17 protein-coding genes and 2 tRNA genes are annotated in these 20,686 nt (G+C 30.2%); 13 read left to right on the forward strand and 6 right to left on the reverse strand.

Going from position 1 to position 20,686, the window contains the following annotated elements; genetic code table 11:
* The first annotated feature begins 32 nt into the window (after positions 1–32).
* From IPM32_11805 to IPM32_11815, 3 genes are all read left to right on the forward strand, one after another.
* Positions 33–686 carry an energy transducer TonB gene (locus IPM32_11805; protein MBK8945940.1) on the forward strand — a complete coding sequence of 218 codons (654 nt, stop codon included), beginning with the start codon at positions 33–35 and terminating at the stop codon, positions 684–686.
* A gap of 110 nt (positions 687–796) precedes the next feature.
* The gene (locus IPM32_11810) at positions 797–1,447 is read left to right on the forward strand and encodes an energy transducer TonB (GenBank protein MBK8945941.1); all 651 of its coding nucleotides are present in this window, start codon (positions 797–799) and stop codon (positions 1,445–1,447) included.
* An 85-nt stretch (positions 1,448–1,532) separates the two neighbouring features.
* On the forward strand, positions 1,533–2,333 hold the full coding sequence (locus IPM32_11815) for an ABC transporter ATP-binding protein (GenBank protein ID MBK8945942.1): 801 nt from the start codon (positions 1,533–1,535) through the stop codon (positions 2,331–2,333).
* Between the two features lie 86 nt (positions 2,334–2,419).
* Here the strand turns inward: IPM32_11815 and IPM32_11820 are convergent, their stop codons facing one another.
* Positions 2,420–2,701 (reverse strand): hypothetical protein, encoded by a 282-nt coding sequence (locus IPM32_11820; GenBank protein MBK8945943.1) that lies wholly within the window; start codon positions 2,699–2,701, stop codon positions 2,420–2,422.
* 58 nt (positions 2,702–2,759) lie between these two features.
* Between IPM32_11820 and IPM32_11825 the strand changes: the two genes are divergently transcribed.
* From IPM32_11825 to IPM32_11840, 4 genes are read left to right on the forward strand one after another with little or no spacing between them, the layout of a single operon-like run.
* A complete protein-coding gene (locus IPM32_11825; GenBank protein MBK8945944.1) occupies positions 2,760–3,353 on the forward strand; it encodes a YdcF family protein in 594 nt (197 codons plus the stop codon).
* A gap of 16 nt (positions 3,354–3,369) precedes the next feature.
* Positions 3,370–4,443, forward strand: coding sequence for a Glu/Leu/Phe/Val dehydrogenase (locus tag IPM32_11830; GenBank protein MBK8945945.1), 1,074 nt, complete (start codon positions 3,370–3,372; stop codon positions 4,441–4,443).
* 17 nt (positions 4,444–4,460) lie between these two features.
* Positions 4,461–4,925 (forward strand): transcription antitermination factor NusB, encoded by a 465-nt coding sequence (gene nusB / locus IPM32_11835; GenBank protein MBK8945946.1) that lies wholly within the window; start codon positions 4,461–4,463, stop codon positions 4,923–4,925.
* Positions 4,926–4,929: 4 nt separating this feature from the next.
* On the forward strand, positions 4,930–6,216 hold the full coding sequence (locus IPM32_11840; protein ID MBK8945947.1) for an MFS transporter: 1,287 nt from the start codon (positions 4,930–4,932) through the stop codon (positions 6,214–6,216).
* On the opposite strand, the gene IPM32_11845 is transcribed toward IPM32_11840, so the two are convergent.
* Entirely contained in the window at positions 6,213–6,884 is a 672-nt protein-coding gene (locus tag IPM32_11845; protein MBK8945948.1) for a M50 family metallopeptidase, read from the reverse strand. The genes IPM32_11840 and IPM32_11845 overlap by 4 nt on opposite strands.
* 205 nt (positions 6,885–7,089) lie before the next feature.
* Between IPM32_11845 and IPM32_11850 the strand changes: the two genes are divergently transcribed.
* The 6 genes from IPM32_11850 (at position 7,090) to IPM32_11875 (ending at position 14,770) form a co-directional block, all read left to right on the forward strand.
* Positions 7,090–7,162 (forward strand) — tRNA-Gly (locus tag IPM32_11850).
* A gap of 67 nt (positions 7,163–7,229) precedes the next feature.
* Positions 7,230–7,304: transfer RNA gene (locus IPM32_11855), tRNA-Val, on the forward strand.
* A 588-nt stretch (positions 7,305–7,892) separates the two neighbouring features.
* Positions 7,893–10,175, forward strand: a complete 2,283-nt coding sequence (locus IPM32_11860; GenBank protein MBK8945949.1) for a hypothetical protein — start codon at positions 7,893–7,895, stop codon at positions 10,173–10,175.
* A 24-nt stretch (positions 10,176–10,199) separates the two neighbouring features.
* A complete protein-coding gene (locus IPM32_11865) occupies positions 10,200–11,549 on the forward strand; it encodes an alpha-L-fucosidase (GenBank protein ID MBK8945950.1) in 1,350 nt (449 codons plus the stop codon).
* Between the two features lie 411 nt (positions 11,550–11,960).
* On the forward strand, positions 11,961–13,313 hold the full coding sequence (locus IPM32_11870) for a Gfo/Idh/MocA family oxidoreductase (protein MBK8945951.1): 1,353 nt from the start codon (positions 11,961–11,963) through the stop codon (positions 13,311–13,313).
* Positions 13,314–13,519: 206 nt separating this feature from the next.
* Positions 13,520–14,770, forward strand: a complete 1,251-nt coding sequence (locus IPM32_11875) for a PTS sugar transporter subunit IIC (GenBank protein MBK8945952.1) — start codon at positions 13,520–13,522, stop codon at positions 14,768–14,770.
* A 61-nt stretch (positions 14,771–14,831) separates the two neighbouring features.
* Here the strand turns inward: IPM32_11875 and araA are convergent, their stop codons facing one another.
* From araA to IPM32_11895, 4 genes are read right to left on the reverse strand one after another with little or no spacing between them, the layout of a single operon-like run.
* Positions 14,832–16,322 (reverse strand): L-arabinose isomerase, encoded by a 1,491-nt coding sequence (araA, locus tag IPM32_11880; protein MBK8945953.1) that lies wholly within the window; start codon positions 16,320–16,322, stop codon positions 14,832–14,834.
* A gap of 24 nt (positions 16,323–16,346) precedes the next feature.
* The gene (locus IPM32_11885) at positions 16,347–17,039 is read right to left on the reverse strand and encodes an L-ribulose-5-phosphate 4-epimerase (GenBank protein ID MBK8945954.1); all 693 of its coding nucleotides are present in this window, start codon (positions 17,037–17,039) and stop codon (positions 16,347–16,349) included.
* The gene (locus IPM32_11890) at positions 17,036–18,736 is read right to left on the reverse strand and encodes a ribulokinase (protein ID MBK8945955.1); all 1,701 of its coding nucleotides are present in this window, start codon (positions 18,734–18,736) and stop codon (positions 17,036–17,038) included. The genes IPM32_11885 and IPM32_11890 overlap by 4 nt, the downstream gene beginning before the upstream one ends.
* Before the next feature lie 18 nt (positions 18,737–18,754).
* The gene (locus IPM32_11895) at positions 18,755–20,509 is read right to left on the reverse strand and encodes a sodium/solute symporter (protein ID MBK8945956.1); all 1,755 of its coding nucleotides are present in this window, start codon (positions 20,507–20,509) and stop codon (positions 18,755–18,757) included.
* Positions 20,510–20,686 lie beyond the last annotated feature (177 nt).

Raw genomic sequence — 20,686 nt, forward strand, 5'->3', positions numbered from 1 at the left:
AAATCACATTCTTTCTTATTAGGAGGAAAGCAGTGGCATTACCAAAAAATCCAAAAGTTGATTTAAAATTAAAGTACCGAAGAGTATTTGAAATTAGTATAATCATTGCTCTTTTGCTTTTAATTTTATCGTTTAAGTATTTTCCAAGATTTGAAGGTGATTCTTTAGCAGTTGAAGCACCTCAAGAGTTGGTTGAAGTTGAAGATGTTGATATTACAAAACAAGAAACTGCACCGCCTCCACCACCAAAACCGCCAATTCCGATTGAAGCACCTTCTGATGATGAATTAGAAGATATCGAAATTGAAGATACAGAAATTGATATAAATGAAGAAGTTGCAGCTCCGCCTCCACCTATGAAAGAAGAAGAGGAAGAAGTTCCAGTTGAGTTTTTTGTTGCTGTTGAGGACATGCCGGAACCAATTGGTGGAATTCAAGGAATTCAAGAAAAAATTATTTATCCGGAAATTGCTAAAAGAGCCGGTGTGCAAGGTAGAGTTTATATTAAAGCTTTCGTTGATGAAAGCGGAAATGTTCAGAAAGCTGAAGTTATTAAAGGAATTGGTGCAGGTTGTGATGAAGCCGCTGTCGATGCAGTTATGAAAACAAAATTCAAACCTGGGAAACAAAGAGGTAAACCGGTTAGAGTTCAAGTTTCAATTCCAATTTTATTTAAACTGAACTAAAATTACAATTCAAAAATTAAAGCGTCTTTCGAGACGCTTTTTTTTATCTGCTGAAACAAATTTATATTATTAATGTTTAAACGTTATCACTTTCCAAAGGAGATAACGCCATGCTAAAGAAAAATCCCAGAGTAGATTTAAAACTTAAACATCAAAGAATTTTTGAGATTTCGCTAATATTTTCAATCTTTTTTGTTATTCTCGCATTCAGATTTTTCCCGGAAGTAAAATCACAAACCAAAATTCATAAAATTGAAAATGAAATTATTACAGTTGAAGATGTTTTAATAACAACTGGAATTAAAACTCCACCACCTCCACAATTGCCAATAATCCCCATTGAAATTCCGGAAGATGAGGAAATAATTGATATTGAAATTGGAAATACAGATTTAATTCCAACTGCAAATGTTTCTGATGCAAAAAATTACAGAGAAGAAATTGAAGAAATTGATGACCAACCTCCATTTGTTTGGGTTGAAGAAATGCCAGAAATAATTGGCGGTTTAGCTGCTTTACAAAGTAAAATTATTTATCCGGAAATTGCACAAAAAGCTGGAATAAGCGGCAAAATTTATCTACAAGGTACAATAAATAAATTCGGAAATGTTACTGACATAACTGTACTTAAAGGAATTGGAGCGGGTTGTGATGAAGCTGCAATTGAAGCCTTAAAATCAGTGCAATTTATTCCTGGGAAACAAAGAGGAAAACCAGTAAAAGTAAGAATAACAGTTCCAATTGTTTTTTCACTTCAATAAATTTTTGCACTCATTAATTTGAGTGCAATTTTATAAAAAATAAAAATCCTTCGTTTAAAATTCATATCTTTGCAATTAAATTTTTATGATTATGAATTTTCTTGAACTTTTAAATATTGATTTCAAATATGAGAAAAATTCTCCATACACTTTCTTCTCAATTTCCGAATTAAATTTAAAAGTAAATGCTGGTGAATTTATTACTGTTCTTGGTCCAAACGGTTCTGGCAAATCAACACTGCTTAAACTAATTGCAAATCTTCTCATTCCAAATAATGGTCAAATATTTTTAGATAATAAAAATTATAATAAATATGAACGAAAAGAATTCGCAAAAATTGTTTCATTTGTACCTCAGATAAATAAAATGTTCTTCCAATTTTCTGTTTATGAAATTGTGATGATGGGAAGAACTCCATATCAAAATATTTTTGGAATTGAAAATGAAATAGATAAAGAAAAGGTAAATAACGTTTTGGAATTACTTGAAATTGATCACATTAAAAATAAAGGAATAAATGAAGTTTCTGGTGGTGAAGCTCAGCGAGCATTAATAGCAAGAGCGTTAATTCAAGATCCCAAAATTATTTTATTAGATGAGCCAAATGCGCATTTAGATATTAAACATCAAGTAGCAATTTTTAATATATTGAAAAAATTAAATGATGAGTTTAAATTAACTGTTATGTTAATTTCTCATGAGTTAAATTTGGCAAGCCATTTTAGTAAAAGAATTTTGTTAATGAATAAAGGCAAAATTGAGTTTGATGCTAAACCAAATGAAGTATTGACGGAGCAAAATATCAAATCCATATTTAAAATAAATTCTTCAATTTCTATAAATGAAAAAGAAGAAATTTTCATTAAAATTATTCCTAAATTATAGTTGATGTCAACTCAAATAAAAAATATTTTAATTGTTTCTTCAATTGCTGTAGTAAATACGTTTTTACTTTTTTTCGTAAAGTATTATCAAAATAACCTTTCAATTTCTGAATTTAGTTTAAGCAAAACCGGGAATATATTAAGCATATTTCTGTTGATTGTTTTTGTTGTTGGTGCACTTTTGCTTTTACAGAAAAAGGAAAGTTTTAATCTATTAAAATCAAGGGTGTTAATTACATTTTCGGTTTTATATTTGCTTCCATTATTTGTAATTATCGTTTTTAACTTTGTTGATTTCAAATTTGCCGATGAATTTTTATTTGGATATCCATTAAAAAAAATTATTCCAGCAATTTTATTTGTCTTCAATCAAGCATTTTTTCTGTTTGTTCTTTTTCTTATTTAGTTCACATATTTGGGTTATCCTTTGTTATCTTATTTTTTTTCAAGCGTTGCAGTTGGGTTAATAATAATTATTCTTTTAGGATTTTCATTTATCTATACTTTTTTTACTGATGAATTTCATAACTCAAACAAAAATGCAAAATATGATTATGGAATAATCTTAGGTGCTGCAGTATGGAGCAAAAATAAACCAAGTCCAATTTTTTCTGGAAGAATTGAAAAAGGTGCTGAACTTTTTAAGAAGGGAATTATAAGAAAAATTCAATTAACCGGAGGAAATGCGCCGGGAGAATTGAGCGAAGCAAAAGCTGCCGCAAACTATTTAAGTACTAATCACAATATTCCAAAGCCCAACATTTTAATTGAAGAAAAAACCTCAACCACAAATGAACAAATTAGATTTATAAAAAATATTGTGATGAATGAAAAAAAATCTGAAAAATTTATAATAATTTCTGATCAATTTCATTTGAAACGAGTTGAAGAAATGATTGATTTCTATAATCTTAATGCTGATGTAATTAGTTCAAATTATAAATTGAATATGCAAAAATCATTCTATTACAGATTTAGAGATTGCATAAGTTTGGTGATGTTTTGGTTTTTTGCAATATGATTTTAATGGAGAAAAAATGAAAAATTTTGATGTTATGGAAAAATTTGGTCATGAACAAGTAATTTTTTGTTCGGATAAAGATTCTGGATTGAAAGCAATAATTGCAATTCATGATACAACTTTAGGTCCGGCAATTGGCGGAACCCGAATGTGGAATTATTCAAGCTTTGATGAAGCTTTAAATGATGTCTTAAGATTATCAAGAGGAATGACATACAAAGCTTCAATTTCCGGATTAAATTTTGGCGGTGGAAATGCAGTAATAATTGGGAATCCGGAAACAGATAAATCCGAAAGATTATTTAGAACATTTGGAAAATTTATAGAAGGATTATCGGGTAGATACATAACTGCAGAAGATGTTGGAACAACAGTAAACGATATGGAATATGTTCTGATGGAAACATCATTTGTGACCGGAATTTCTAAAGCTTTAGGCGGATCTGGAGATCCCGCACCTGTCTCTGCTTACGGAGTTTATATGGGAATGAAAGCTTGTGCAAATGCAAAATGGGGTAATGATTCTCTTAGTGGGAAAAGAGTTGTTGTTCAAGGTGCCGGAAGAGTTGCACGTTATTTGTGCGAACATTTATTTAACGAAGGAGCAAAAATTATTATTTCGGATATTGTTGATGAAAAAATTAAAACCGTTCTTGATTCAGTTGATGCAGAAACTGTTGCTCCGGAAAAAATTTATGATGAAGAATGTGAAATCTTTTCTCCATGTGCATTAGGAGCAGTTATAAATGATAAAACTATTCCAAAATTAAAATGTGAAATTATTGCTGGTTCTGCTAACAATCAATTGGAAGATGAAAATAAACACGGCGATATGCTTAAAGAAAAAGGAATTTTATATGCACCGGATTATGTTATAAATGCCGGAGGTTTGATAAATGTTGCTAATGAATTAAAAGGTTACCGTCAAGATCGTGCGCTAAAACAAGCAGATGGTATTTATGATGTTTTGACCAAAGTTATTAGAATTTCAAAAGAACAAAATATCCCAACTCATTTAGCATCAAATCAAATTGCCGAAGAAAGATTGAAACAAATAGGGGGAATAAAAAAAATATATTCCACAAGTTAGGATGAATATCAAAAATTATGAAATCAAAAAGAAGAAAATTAAGAGAAAAAGTTTTGCAAGTTTTGTATGCATACGAAATGGATGCAGCCGGACTTTCAGAAATTATGAGTGATCAACTTTCTGAAATTACATCAGAAGATGATAAAGAATTTTGCAGTAAATTAGTTAATTTGATTATTGCAAATAGAAAACTAATTGAAAGTAAAATTGAAAAACGCCTTGTAAATTGGGACGTTTCAAGAATTGCTGTTGTTGATTTAATTTTGTTAAAAATTGGAGTTGGAGAAATTTTATATATTGAAGACATTCCGCCCAAGGTTACGATAAATGAAATCATTGAAATTGCGAAAGAATATTCTACCGCAAAAAGTGGAAAATTTATAAATGGAATTTTAGATGCAATTCTTGCTGATATTAAATCCGGTGGAAATTTGAAAAAGGCCGGCAGAGGACTTATTGAAAACTCTCTACCAAAACAATAATAAAATAAATTCGGATTCAAATAAGTTTAAAATTTTTGTTTGGACTTTATATGATTTTGCAAATACCTCTTATTCTATTGTTGTTGTAACTTTCATTTTTGCTGTTTACTTCAAAGATATTATTGCAGAAAAATTGCCAATTGGCGATTTGTTTTGGAGTTTGGGAATAAGCATTTCTATGATTCTTACCGGAATAATATCTCCAATTCTTGGTGCAATTGCAGATTACTCAGCCGGGAAAAAGAGATTTTTATTATTCTTCACACTACTTTGTATAATTCCAACTTCACTACTTTATTTTACAAATCAAGGTGATATAATAACCGCGTTAATTCTTTTCATCCTTGCTAATATTGGATTTGAAGCCGCATTGGTTTTTTATGATTCTTTTTTACCGGAAATTGCATCAAGGAAAAATTACGGAAGAGTAAGCGGATACGGATTTGCAATGGGTTATTTAGGCTCACTAATTATTCTTGCTTTATCATTTCCATTTATTGAAAAGGGAAATATTAAAGAAACTTTTCCGCTTGCTGCATTTTTCTTTTTAGTTTTTTCAATACCAATATTTTTATTCTTAAATGACTCAAGAAAAATTGTTGAAAGTAAAATTTCTTATATCAGCATTGGCGTTAACAGAGTATTAAATACAATTAAACATCTTAAAGATTATAAAAATTTAGCATTATTTCTGCTTTCATTTTTCTTTTACATTGAAGGAGTAAATACGGTAATATTTTTTGCGGGAAATTATGCTTCAACAACTTTAAATTTTTCAATGATGGAATTAATTATATTTTTTATTATTGTTCAAACTACTGCAATATTTGGATCAATATTATTTGGAATAATTTCTGATTCAATCGGTCAAAAAAAGTCTATTATAATTTCTTTATTTATTTGGATATTTACAATTATTCTTGCATACTTTACAAGCAGCAACGAAAGTTTTTTAGTTCAAACAATTTCCGAAATATTTAATATTTCTGATCAAGAAACAATGATTAAAAGTTTTTATTTTGTAGGGTTATTAGCCGGTAGCGTGATGGGAGCTACGCAATCAACAAGTAGAAGTTTAATGTCCAAATTAACTCCACAAAGTAAGAAAACGGAATTCTTTGGATTTTATTCATTATTTGGGAAAAGTTCCGCAGTAGTTGGTCCATTGGTTTTTGGCTTTGTAAGTTTTGTATCCGGGAATCAAAGATATGCAATTTTATCAGTAGGAATATTTTTTATAATTGGATTATTAAGTTTAAATTTTGTGAAAGATGTTCAGCCGGAAAACTAATTTTTCGAATATTTAAATGAATATCGTAATAAAAATATTACAACAAAAATAGAAATTACAAACCAAAGCAATCCCCATAAATTTGCAGAAATTCCGGTTAAAAATTCTAAAATTTGTGTATCGGTTTCTCTAATTGTTTGGGTTAACAAATCTTCTTTTATATCAGTAGTAATATACATACAACTAATTAATCCTAAATATTGAAGAAATGGATTAGCGAATTTTTCTGGTACATATCTTGGGATTAAAAACAGTAATATTGAAACAATAATTCCCAGAAAAATTTGTAGGTCACCTTTTACCAAATTAGTTGAAGTTATAAAAGTAATTAACGCAAGAATGTTGAAATACCATTTTTTTAATCTATTTGAAAATGCTGAAATAAAAATTAATGAACCTATTATTAAACTGCCTAAATATCCAGATGAAGCAATAAATAAAGAGCTTCCGCCATCTATTGAAGTTTTTCCAGATAAATTTAAATCGAATGTAAGAAAATTAATTCTTCCTCCGGAAACAATTCCGGCTATTACATGACTAATTTCATGAAAAAAAATTATGAATAATTTAATTGGAAATAAAATTAATGAGTCAAAAAAGAAAAGACTTATTAAAACAAAAAAAATTACAATTCCGAATTGGTTAATAGTAGATTTATTTTTAATCAAGATTTTCTGCAATAAAAGTATTTGAAAAAATTTGATCGAAAGTTAACTTTTTGATTATTAAATATCACAGTAAAAATTTTGGTATAAAAAATTTTCTATAGGTTGATAAAAATATTTAATAATAAAATAAATTTATTGCAATTTTAATATTTATTATGCTATTTCAAAAATTAGAAAAATATAATATTTTACTAAAGAGAAAAATGCGAGTGTAACTCAGTTGGTAGAGTGTCAGCTTCCCAAGCTGAATGCCGCGGGTTCGAATCCCGTCGCTCGCTCAAAATTATAAAATAAAATTTGCATCATAACAACTATTAGATTAAATTTACAGCTCAAATTTTGAATGGGAACTTAGCTCAGCTGGTTCAGAGCACCTGCCTTACAAGCAGGGGGTCATAGGTTCGAATCCTATAGTTCCCACAACATAAACCCTTATAAGATAATTACTTATGAGGGTTTTGTTTTTTAAAGAATGTTAACAGTAGTAAAAATCGTAGTAGTTTTAGAAAAATCTTCAATAAAATTTCACACCCAAATAAACTGTTTTCTAGCGATTTATTCAATCTTTCATTTTGTCATTAAGTCAATTTGACATTTATTTTTTGGTAATTTCTTACTAAATAATATATTTACCAATTTCATAATTTTCCAACTTTCTCATAAATCAAATCAATCAACTTATCACCAAAAAAGGGGAAACGAGGAAGTAGAATAACCAAATCTTGATTAACTGTAGATCAAGTGGTATCTGCAAACATTCCATAAATTATACATTTAAATTAGCATACAGTAATAATTAAAATTCAAATCTAGACGATCACATTATTATTTTTAATTGCTTTTAACTAAATATTATTCAGAAAATGATGCTTACATAACAGTTGCAAAAAATTTATTATCTTAAATTTTTCAGTTGATAAATTTAATTATTGCGAAATATCAAGATAAAATTGGTAATTTACTTTTGAAAACACATTTTAAATTCTTATAACAAAATTTTTGTCGCTTATGTTTAATAAATATTATCTATTATATTTTATAGTTCTTAACTCACTATTTTGCTTAAAAATATTTGGACAGCTTAATAATTCACTTCTCGAAAATGATTTATATAATTTAGCAAGTTACAATGTTAGCTGGGATAGCCCAAGCAAAGACTTTAATGGTTCAATGCCAATTGGAAATGGTGATATTGGATTAAATGTTTGGACAGAAGAAAATGGTGATTTGCTTTTTTATATTGGGAAAACTGATTCTTGGGGTGATAATGGCAGATTATTGAAAATTGGTAAAGTTAGGTTTAAACTATCTCCTTTACCCAAAATCCCATTAAGAAATTTTATTCAAACACTTCATTTAGAAAATTCAACAATAATAATTAAATACGCACAATATGAATTTAAGTTATGGGTTGATGCAAATAATCCCGTAATTACTTTAGAAATAAATAGTGAAAATGAAACTGAGGTAATTGCAGAAATTGAACTATGGCGAACAAAACCAACTGAACTTTCCAGTATTGAAGTCAGCGATGTTATGTTTGATCATAATATTGTAAATAAACAGATTGCACCAACAGTTGTTGAACCGGATTCAGTTTTAAGTAATTTAGAAAATAGTATTGGGTGGTATCATTTTAATAGAAAATCAATAGGTCCAAAATTTACAGCGAAACATCAAGGTTTAGGGAATTTTAATAGAGTAGATCCTTTAGAAAATAGAATTTTTGGAGCAATAATTACATCAAGCAATCCAAAAAAAATAAGTGATACTAAATTGATTTCTGAATCATCAAAAAACCATCTTTTTAATATTTATGTTTCAACCGAGCATCCTTCATCATCAAAACAGTGGCAGAAAAACCTTAAAGAAAAAATAAAATCAATAGAGGAAATTGAGATCGAACAAAGATTACAAAAGCATTGTACTTGGTGGACAGATTTCTGGAATAGAAGTTGTATTTATGTTACTTCAAATTCCGAAGAGGAAAAAAGTAAATCTGAAACATTTAGAATTACGCAGTCATATATTTTACAAAGATATATTAATGCTTGTGGTGGAAGAGGGCAGTATCCGATCAAATTTAACGGTTCAATATTTAATGTACCTTTCAAAGATGCGCCCGGTGATGCTGATTATAGAAGATGGGGACCCGGTTACTGGTGGCAGAATACACGTTTGCCGTATTACACAATGTGCACTTCCGGTGATTACGAATTAATGATGCCTTTATTCAAAATGTATGTGAAAGATTTGTTTGAATTATTTAACTATAGAACAAAATTATATTTTAATATTGATGGAATATTTATTCCCGAATGTATTTATTTCTGGGGAGAAACTTTTACTGAATCATATGGCTTAACTTCATTTGATGAAAGAAAAGATAAACTTCAAGAAAGTAAATGGCATAAATATGAATGGGTTTCTAGTCTTGAACTTATTTATTTAATGTTAGATTATTATGAATATTTAATGGATGAAAATTTTTTGAAAGAATACGTTGTGCCTTTTGCAAATAAAATTATAACTTTCTTTGATCAGTACTATAAAAAAGAAAATGGTAAATTGAAAATGGAGCCGTCGCAATCTGCTGAAACATGGTGGAAATGTACTAATCCTATGCCCGAAATTGCCGGACTACATTCAGTACTTAATAGATTATTAAAACTGAATGAAAACTTGGTTGAAAAAGTATTATTAAATTATTGGCAAAATGTTAAACATAAAATACCGGATTTACCAACTCATGAAATAAATGATATTAAAATGTTTGCTCCAGCCGAAAAATTTGAAGAAAAAATGAATATCGAAAATCCGGAACTTTATGCTGTTTTTCCATTTCAACTGATAAATTTTAATTCTGAAAAAAAAGATCTGGCAATCAATGCTTTTGTTCATCGCATTGATAAAGGTAATTGGGGCTGGCGACAAGATGACTTATTTGCTTCTTATCTAGCTTTAACAGATACAACTAAAAAGTATTTAATTGAGCGAACGAAAAATAAAAATATTGATTCAAGGTTTCCGGCATTTTGGGGACCAAATTATGATTGGACTCCGGATCAAACACATGGCGCAATTATAATGAAGACTCTACAATCAATGATACTTCAGAACGACGGAGAAAATATTTATTTATTGCCTTCTTGGCCTAAAGATTGGAACGTTAAATTTAAATTACACTCGCCTTTTAAAACAGTGATTGACGGACAATATGTTGACGGAACTTTACTCATTAATGAGGTTGTTCCAGAATTTAGATCAAAACAAATACAAATTATTAATTGATGTATTTTCCTAAATGAGATCGAAATGAAAATAATTTTTATGGGTATAATTTTACTAACATCAATTATAAACTGTCAAACAAGCGAAAATATTTTACCAACAAAATCTCAAATCGCATGGGCGGATTGTGAAATTGGAGTTATTATACATCTTGATATCAGTATTTTTAAACCTGAAACATTTGATTTTAATAATAAGGAAACTTTACCAAATCTAAGCGTATTTAATCCATCAAAACTAAATACTGATCAATGGATAAAAGCAGCAAAAGATGCCGGTGCAAAATACGCAATACTTACGGCAAAACATTTAACCGGTTTTACATTGTGGCCTTCAAAAGTTCACGGATATAATGTTGGAAATACGCCTTGGAAAAATAGAAATGGTGATATTGTAAAGGATTTCATTAATTCATGTAAAAAGTATGATATAAAACCTGGTTTGTATTACAACACAAATATTAATACATACATGGACTTAGGTTTTAATCAAGAACTAAACGCCGAACAGCAAAAAATTTTTAATGATACAAATCTAAAACAACTTAAAGAATTATGGACGCAATACGGAGAATTATTTGAAATTTGGTTTGATGGAGGAGTTAAATCAAATGAAATTGGAGGAATAGCAAATGAGGTTATTCAATTAATAAATGATTGTCAACCTAATGCAATTCTATTTCAAGGGCCAATGGAATGTCGTAATTTAATTAGGTGGATTGGAAATGAGGATGGAAGGGCACCATATCCTCATTGGAGTCGCGCAGATGCAGTAACTTCATCTCTTGGATTAGTAAATATTCCAAATCTTCATGGAGATCCTGGTGGGAAAATTTGGTGTCCAGCAGAAGCAGATTTCCCAAATATTAAACAAAATGCATGGAATGGTGGTTGGTTATGGAAAGCAAATCAAGATAGTTTGTTATTTTCTGTAGACGAACTAATAGATAGATATTATACCAGTGTTGGGAAGAATGCAAATATGTTAATTGGAATGGCAATTGACACTTCCGGACAATTTCCCCAGTCTGCCGAAAATATTTTTTCCGAGTTTGGCAAAGAATTAAATAGACTTTTTAAAAATCCTATAGCTTCTTCAAATTTTATAGGTCATGCATTCGAATTGAAAATTTCTGATTCACCTCAATTAATAAAAAATATTGTAATTCAAGAAGATATATCTAAAGGTGAAAGAGTTAGAAAATATTTTATTGAAGCATTCGTCGATGAACGTTGGATAATAATAGCTGACGGAATTTCGATTGGTCATAAACGTATTCATAAAATTGATAATTTAGAAACAACAAAAATAAAATTAAGTATTTCAGAGTATTCTGAAGAACCGATAATTATGAATTTTGCTGTTTTCCCGTAAATCTAAAAACAATTATTTAATTTGAACGTTTTTAAAGCATATCTAAATTATTACTGAATATTTTTATTTTGATTTTATATCCAGACTTTCCTTCACAAATTGTTCTAAATTATTTTTAAAGTTTAAAGATTAATGTTAAAAAAATACTTTTGAAAATCTCGAATTTGAAAAGAATTTTAATCGGATTTTTTTTTAGAACCAAATTCAACTTTAACTAAATTAATTATTGTAACTATTTGTAAATTATAATAAGAATTATCTCTAATATTAATTTTAATTAAATCTTTGCTTTTAATATTAATTTAAATGATCATATTATCAATTGATATTAATAAACACTAACATCGATAGATATTTATAATATAATATAAAATATATTAAATTTAAGAAATTAAAATAGTTGAGACGAAAATGAATAATACTACCAGACGAAAATTTATTAAGAATATTGCGTTAAGTACATTTGCAATTAATTATATTCCATCTATAATTAGAGGAAAAAATGTACCAAGTAATAAATTAAATATAGCTGCAGTTGGTGTAGGCGGAATGGGTGGTGCAAATTTAAGAATGTTAGAGAATGAAAATATTGTAGCATTGTGTGATGTTGATTTCACCTATGCCGCAAATACATTTAAGAGATATCCTAATGCAAAAATTTATAAAGATTATCGCATAATGCTTGAAAAGGAAAAAAATATTGATGCGGTTTTAATTGCAACACCGGATCATACGCATGCTGTTATTACAATGGCTGCAATGCAAGAAGGGAAGCATGTATTTTGTCAAAAACCACTTACGCATAATATTTATGAAGCAAGAAAAATAATGGAAGCAGCAAAGTATTATGGTGTTCAAACTCAAATGGGAAATCAAGGGCATTCTTCTGATCATATAAGAATTTTGAAAGAGTGGATAGAAGATGGTGCAATTGGAAATGTTAGGGAAGTTCATGCATGGACAGATAGACCCGTTGGTGGAGATCCTTGGTCAACATTTTTGATTAAATCAATGCCAACAGAAAAAGTTAAAATTCCAGATGAATTAGATTGGGATTTATGGCTGGGACCCGCAATGTACAGAGATTATCATCCTGATTATCATCCAACAAATTGGAGATCGTGGATTGATTTTGGAACTGGTTCACTGGGAGATATGGGATGTCATATTCTTGATCCAGCTTTTTGGGCATTAGATTTATTTGCTCCAACTTCAATTGAAGCAACATCAACACATTGGGAGCCAGAAATTGCATCTCAAACTTTTCCCAGAGCATCTATCGTTCGATATATTTTCCCGGCAAATGATAAACGGAATGAAATTAAGCTTACATGGTATGACGGAAGATTAATGCCTCCAATTCCGGAAGATTTAGAAATTGGCAGAAATATTCCAGCAAGTGGCGCATTTATAATTGGCGATAAAGGGGTAATTATGCATGGAAGTCATGGAGCAGATAATGTGAGAATTATTCCAGAAAGTAAAATGAAGGAATATAAACTTCCTCCCAAAAAAATACCTAGAATAAAAGGATCGCATGAGGATGATTGGCTACGTGCATGTAAAGAAGGGAAAAATGCAATTCCGGCAAGTTCAAATTTTGAATACGGCGGTGCATTAACTGAGATGGTTTTACTTGGTATGATTGCAATTCAAGTTAAAGATAAAAATTTAAAATGGAATGCAAATGAAATGAAATTTGAAAATAATGATGAAGCAAATAATTTAATAAATACACAATATAGAGAAGGATGGAAATTATAATCTTTCTTAAATTATAAAATATTTACCTAAATTTATTTTGCATTATTTCTGATTTAGAAATAGAAGTTACACAATTTCTCCCTACTAAAATTTTTGAGAAATTATTTTTCTTTAAAAAACTGCGCATATATCTTTTCCAAATAATTACTATCTTTGTCTAAATATTTACCAACTAATAATATAGATGAAAACTACGGAGTTAAATAATGAATAAAGCTCTTACCGACTTTATGAACAAACATATCGTTCCGCCATTAAATCTATTAAGTGAAAATCCTTATTTATCTGCAATTCGTGCAGGTATGGTTGCAGTTGTACCGTTAACAATTGTTGGAAGTATTTTTATAATTATTTCATATTTTCCGTTTAATGGTTGGGATAAAATTATTGAACCATACAGGTCAATTCTTGATATTCCGGTAAGTGCAACATTTGGATTGCTTGCACTGTTTGTTTGTTTTTCAATTGGATATGATTTAGGTAAACAAATGAAGCAAGAGGCAATTATTAGCGCTTCACTTTCTGCATTGATATTTTTGTTAATTCAATTTAATCCTGAAGATGAATTGTTAATTTTTGACAATCTTGGATCTAAAGGAATTTTCACTGCAATTTTGATTGCATTTATTTCTGTTAGTGTTCAAAAATTTTTTACCGATAAAAATTTAGTGTTTCGTTTACCTAAAAATGTTCCGCCCGTTGTTTATGAATCATTTGTTTCGTTAAGTCCGTTATTTTTCTTATTAATATTGTTTTGGGTAATAAGATATGTTTTAGGAATTGATATTAATGGTATTGTTGAATTAATTTTTAGACCGGTAGTATTTGCTTTTAATACTTTACCTGGAATTTTAGTTTACGCATTTTTAGTTACACTTTTATGGTCAGTAGGAATTAACGGTGATAATGCTATGGATGCAATCGCAGCTCCCATATTTCTTCAATATTTAACGGAAAATGTAACGGCAATGTCTTTGAATCAACCGCTGCCTTACATTACTGCGTATGGATTTTTTACAACATTTGTAAATGTTGGTGGAACCGGTGCAACTATTGGACTCGCGTTAATAATGTTGAATTCGAAAGAACCGGGATTTAGAAAAATTTCACGATTCTCACTTCCTACACAAATATTTCAAATTAATGAACCAATATTTTTTGGTTTTCCAATTGTACTAAATCCAATTTTTATGGTCCCGTATATTTTAATTACTTTATTTCTTACTGCCGGAACTTATATTTTAATGGATTTTGATTTGATAAGCAGACCAGTGATAAATGTTCCATGGACAACACCGCCAATTATTGGGCATTATCTTGTTTCGGGAGGTGATTGGCGAGCAGCAGTGTGGGGAGTTATTTCATTAATTTTAGCAATGACTGTATATTTTCCGTTTGCAAAAATTGCTGAAAAAAATAGATTAAATGATGAAGCTGCTGGTAAGTCTCATGAATAGAATTTAAATTAGAAAATAAGGAGTTCAATAAATTTATAATTTAAGGAACTCCTCAAAATTTTTATTTATAATAAATTTCGTTAAGTCTTAATTCTTTTTTGAAATCAGAAATATTTGTTGAATCATTAATTACCAAATTCTCAATGTTCGCCATTTCAGCAAAGTCTTCAATATACTCTTTTGTAATAGCTTTACTAAAAACAGTATGATGAGCGCCGCCCGCAAAAATCCATGCTTCTGCACCAATTTCCAAATTTGGTTTCGGAATCCACATAGCTCTTGCAACCGGCAGATTTGGTAAATCATTATCCGGATTTACAACTTCAACTTCGTTAGTAATTAGCCTGAATCTATTTCCTAAATCAATAAGAGAAACATTTATTGCGTTTCCCGGATTAACATTAAAAACCAACCGCGCTGGATCTTCTTTTCCGCCAATGCCCAAAGGATGTACTTCTAATTTTGGTTTTCCTGAAGCAATTGACGGACAAATTTCTAACATGTGAGATCCTAAAACTTTATCACCATTTAGATTAAAGTGATAAGTATAATCTTCCATAAATGAACTTCCACCTTCAAGTCCGTTTGCCATTATTTTTACTGCGCGAACCAATGAAGAAGTTTTCCAATCACCTTCAGCACCGAACCCAAAGCCATCATTCATTAATCTTTGAACAGCAATTCCGGGTAGTTGTTTTAATCCATGCAAATCTTCAAACGTTGTTGTAAATGCTTTGAAATTTCCATTTGTCAAAAATTTTCGTAAACCTAGTTCAATTCTTGCGGCATCTAAAACACTATGAAATTTTGGTCCATTTTTTTTAGCTTCATCAGAAAATGTATATAAATCAAAATATTCATCAACCAAATTATTTATTTCTGATTCTTCAACTTGATTTACAACTTTTACTAAATCTCCAACTCCAAATCCATTAACTGAAAATCCCAACTGAATTTGTCCGCTAACTTTATTTCCTTCGGTTACGGCAACTTCGCGCATATTATCTCCAAAGCGAGCAATTTTCATATTTTGCATATCAGCCCATGCAGAAGCAACCCTCATCCACATTGCAATTTTTTCTTGAACTTTTTTATTACTCCAATGACCAACAACAACTTTTCTATTTTTTTTCATTCTTGTGCAAATGAATCCAAATTCCCTATCTCCATGTGCAGCTTGGTTGAGGTTCATAAAATCCATATCAATTGAATCCCAAGGAATTTCTTGATTGAATTGTGTATGCAAATGAAGAAATGGCTTCTGTAAAATATTCAAACCATTAATCCACATTTTTGCCGGTGAGAATGTGTGCATCCAAAATATTAATCCGATGCAATTTGGATTAACGTTTGCATCACTAATTATATTATAAATTTTTTCGGGAGTTGTAACAACTATTTTAAAAATAATTGGCAAAGGAAGATTTTTAGAATCATTTAAGTTATTAACAATTTTCTGAGAATTTTCTGCAACCTTTTTAAGTGTTTCTTCACCATATAAATGTTGACTTCCGGTTATAAACCATACTTCAAGATTTTTAAAATTCATAATTTTATCCAGAGTTTATTTCAAATTTTATTTTTGACCGTAATAGGAATTTGGGCCGTGTTTTCTTTCGTAATGTTTATTGGAAATATATTTTGGTAAATCTTTTAATTTTGGATTTAACTGAAAAGATTTTAAATTCATTTCTGCTATTCTTTCAAGAATCAAAGAATTTTTTACAGAGTCATTTGCATTTTTACCGAAAACAAATGGCGCATGACCAGCAACTAATATAGCCGGATTATTTAGTGGATTTGAATCTTGTAATGTTTCTATAATTAATTTTCCAGTATTCAATTCATAATCATTTTGTACTTCTCTCTTTTTAAGAAAACGAGTAACCGGAATTGTTCCGTTGAAATGATCTGCGTGAGTTGTTCCAATACAATTTATGGATTTGCATGCTTGCGAAAAAATAGTTGCGTAATTACTGTGTGTATGTGTAATTCCACCAATTTGCGGAAATGCTTTGTAAATTTCTAAATGTGTGGGAGTATCCGAAGATGGTCTATTTTTTCCTTCAACAATTTTTCCATTTAAATCAACAACAACCATATCAATAATTTTGATTTTTTCATATTCAATTCCGCTTGGTTTAATAACAACTAATCCGCTTTCTCTATCTATTCCGCTTACGTTTCCCCAAGTTAGTATCACGAGTCCATATTTCACTAAATCTAAATTTGCATTTAAAACATCTTTTTTTAATTGAGATAAATTCAATTTTTACTCCTTAAGGAATTCTTAATTTCAAGTAATTCTTTCATTACGTTGTATAAATTTCCTTGCCATTCTTTTGTCCCAAAAGAATCATGCAATTGGGTATAGAGTTGATAAAGCTCTTTATAAATTTTAACATTTTCCGAATTTGGGAAATATGTTTTATCAATTCCAGTCATTTTATTTTTAGCTTCATCAATATTTTCATATCCACCTTTATCTTTACCAGCAGCAACAGTTGAGCTTATTGCGGCACCTAATGCTGGTGTTTGTTCACTTTTTGAAACTTTCATCGGGCGATTTGTAACATCCGCATAAATTTGCATTAGAAGTTTATTTTTAATCGCAAGTCCGCCGCAATTAACTATATCGTTAATAGTAACATTATTGTCTTCTATTCTATTTATGATAGTTAAAGCACCAAATGCCGTTGCCTCAATTAATGCACGATAGATTTCATGAGCTTGTGTATGTAAAGTTTGACCAATTAGTAAACCGGTCAACCTAACATCAACAAGAACGGTCCTATTGCCATTATTCCAATCCAAAGCCAATAAACCGGTTTCACCAGGATTTAATTTATTTGCAGCAGTTTCAAGATTTACAAATTTTTCATCAACTGTTTTTCCGTAAGACTCCGGTACAAGATTATTTACAAACCAAAGAAAAATATCTCCAACAGCAGATTGACCGGCTTCAATTCCGTAAAATCCTTCCATAACCGAATTAGAAACAATTCCACAAACTCCGGGAATATCATTTAATTTTTCTTTCATTGATGAAATCATAATATCGCAAGTGCTTGTGCCTAAAATTTTTACAAGTGTACCTTCGGAAATTCCGGCACCAATCGCTCCAAGATGTGCATCAAACGCACCAACGGAAATTACTACATCTGTTGAAAGTCCAAGTTTATCTGCCCATTCTCTAGAAAGATTTCCAACAGCATACTCAGTAGAATATGCTTGATTAAACAAATTTGAAAGCATATTTCCAAAATTTGGTGAAAGTTCATCTAGAAAATCTTTATCCGGTAAACCTCCCCAAGCATCATTAAACATTGCTTTGTGTCCGGCAGCGCAAATACTTCTTTTTATTTTTTTTGGATTTAATTCACCAATTAAATTTGCCGGAATCCAATCGCAAATTTCTACCCAACTGTAAGATGAATTGTAAACTTCCGGATTAGTATTTTTGCAGTGAAGAATTTTGCTCCACCACCATTCCGATGAATAAGTTCCGCCAATTTTTGCCAAATAGTTTGGTCTAATTTTAGATGCTAATTCTGTAATTTGAACTGCTTCATTAAAGCTTGTATGATCTTTCCATAACCAAACAAAAGAGGCTAAATTATTTTTGAATCTTTCATCAAAACATAAGGGATTTCCATTTTCATCAACCGGCATAGGACTACTTCCGGTTGTATCAACGCCAATACTTATAATATCATTCGGACTAAAATTTTCCACTGTATTTTTTGCTTTTTCAATAGATCCCTTAACAGTTGTTTCAATTCCAATTAAATAATCATCTGGATTTTGGCGGGCCAAATTTGGATCATTTTTGTCAAGTAGAATTCCAGCATCACCACTTGGATAATTAAATACATGAGAAGCAATTTCATATCCGTTGCTAATATCAACAATTAAACTTCTGCAAGAGTTAGTTCCAAAATCCAGACCTATTGAATATTTATTCATCATATCCTCTTCGATTTATCAACCATTAAAAAAGATATATGCAATAATTATAATTACCATTACCAATACCGAAGTAAAAATATCAACTCCGGACCAACTTTTGCGAGATTCCAACTTATGTTCTGCAGTGGTTGTTTCATAAGTTAACCCGCTAATTTTTTCATAATCAGGTTCTTCAGTTGAATAACTAACAATAAACATAACTGCAAGACTTACAAGAAATATTAGTAATCCATAATATTGAAAGAAAATATTGTTAATAATCCAAAAGAATGAACCTTCGGAGTAAGTAAAATTTGTGCCCAATTTTACGGGGGTATCGATCGCAAGTCTAAATAATCCTAATGCAAATCCAGTATAGAGTGCAGCTAAAGCGCCTTTACCATTTAATCTTTTATTAAAAATTCCGGCAAAGAAAACCACAAAGATCGGTGGGGCTAAATAAGCTTGAACACCTTGTAAATAATCATATAATCCTTTTCCACCTTGAATTACCGGAAGCCAAAGCAATCCGATTAATACCATGACAGAAGTTGCAACACGACCAACCCAAACTAATTTTTCTTGTGAAACATTTGGTTTTAATCTTGAATAAAAATCTATTGTAAATAAAGTTGAACATGCATTGAAAACTCCGGCAAGTGAACTCATCAATGCGGCTAATAATCCGGCAACAACAAGGCCTCTAATTCCTACCGGAAGAATATGTGCAACCATAAGTGGAAAGGCTTGCTGAGCATTTTCTCTAATTATTTGTCCATCTTGACCAATTAATTCAGCTTGAAGTGCTGGGACTTTACCACTTACCGCTAAAGCATAAGAAATTATTCCGGGAATGATAAAAATAAAAACCGGTAACAATTTGAAGAAAGCTGCAGCAATTGAACCTCTTCTAGCTTCAGTTTCACCATTTGCAGAAAGAGCTCTTTGAACTATATATTGATCAGTTGTCCAATACCATAATCCAATAATAGGAGCGGCAAATAACATTCCTATCCAAGGATAATTATCATTAAAGTACCAAGCCATTTTACCAGATTCTTTAATTGGTGCCCAAGTTCCTTCAATTCCAGCTGGTACTAAAGGTTTCCATAAGTTAAACATTTCTGTTCCAACAATTTCCTTTAGCTCAGCCCATCCTCCGATTACATCCAATCCAAAGTATGTTACTAAAGCTGAACCGATTATTAAAATAATTGTTTGAAGAGCTTCAGTGTAAGCAACAGCTGCCATTCCACCAACAACAGTATACAATCCGGTTATAATGATTACTAAGATTGAACCAATCCAAAAACTATCCATTCCCATGAAATTAATTTCAGGAAGTAAAACTGAAAAAACAATTCCACCGGCAAATACACCAACAGCAATTTTTGTTAAGACATATGCAACCAATGAAATTGCTGATAAAACAGTTCTTGCATGCGGATTAAATCTTTTTTCTAAAAATTCCGGCATTGTAAAGACTTTAGAGCGAAGATAAAAGGGAACCATCACCCAACCTAAAACAAGTAAACACCAAGCATGCAATTCGTAATGAGCCATAGCAACTCCGTCTGTAGCTCCAGAACCTGCTAATCCAACCAAATGTTCTGATCCAATATTTGAAGCAAAAATTGAAGCTCCAACAATAAACCAGCCTAAATGTCGACCAGCAAGAAAATAATCTGCAGAAGTATTTTTTTGTTTTTTTATAACCCACCAGGCTAAACCTAAAATAATTGAAAAATACCCGGCAATAACAATCCAATCAATTGTATTTAGTACAGACATTTGCACTCCTTGTATGGTGAAATTTAATAACGTTTAAGTAAAATTTACCTTATTTATTTATAGATAATTCTTATTTTCAATTTAGTTAATTAATTACATTTTGCTGTTAATATTATTTCAAAATAAATTTAATAAAAAACCTATTTACGTTATTGTTTAACCATTTTACGCAACAAA

It is taken from the genome of Ignavibacteriota bacterium, assembly GCA_016716225.1.
GTDB lineage: Bacteria > Bacteroidota > Ignavibacteria > Ignavibacteriales > Melioribacteraceae.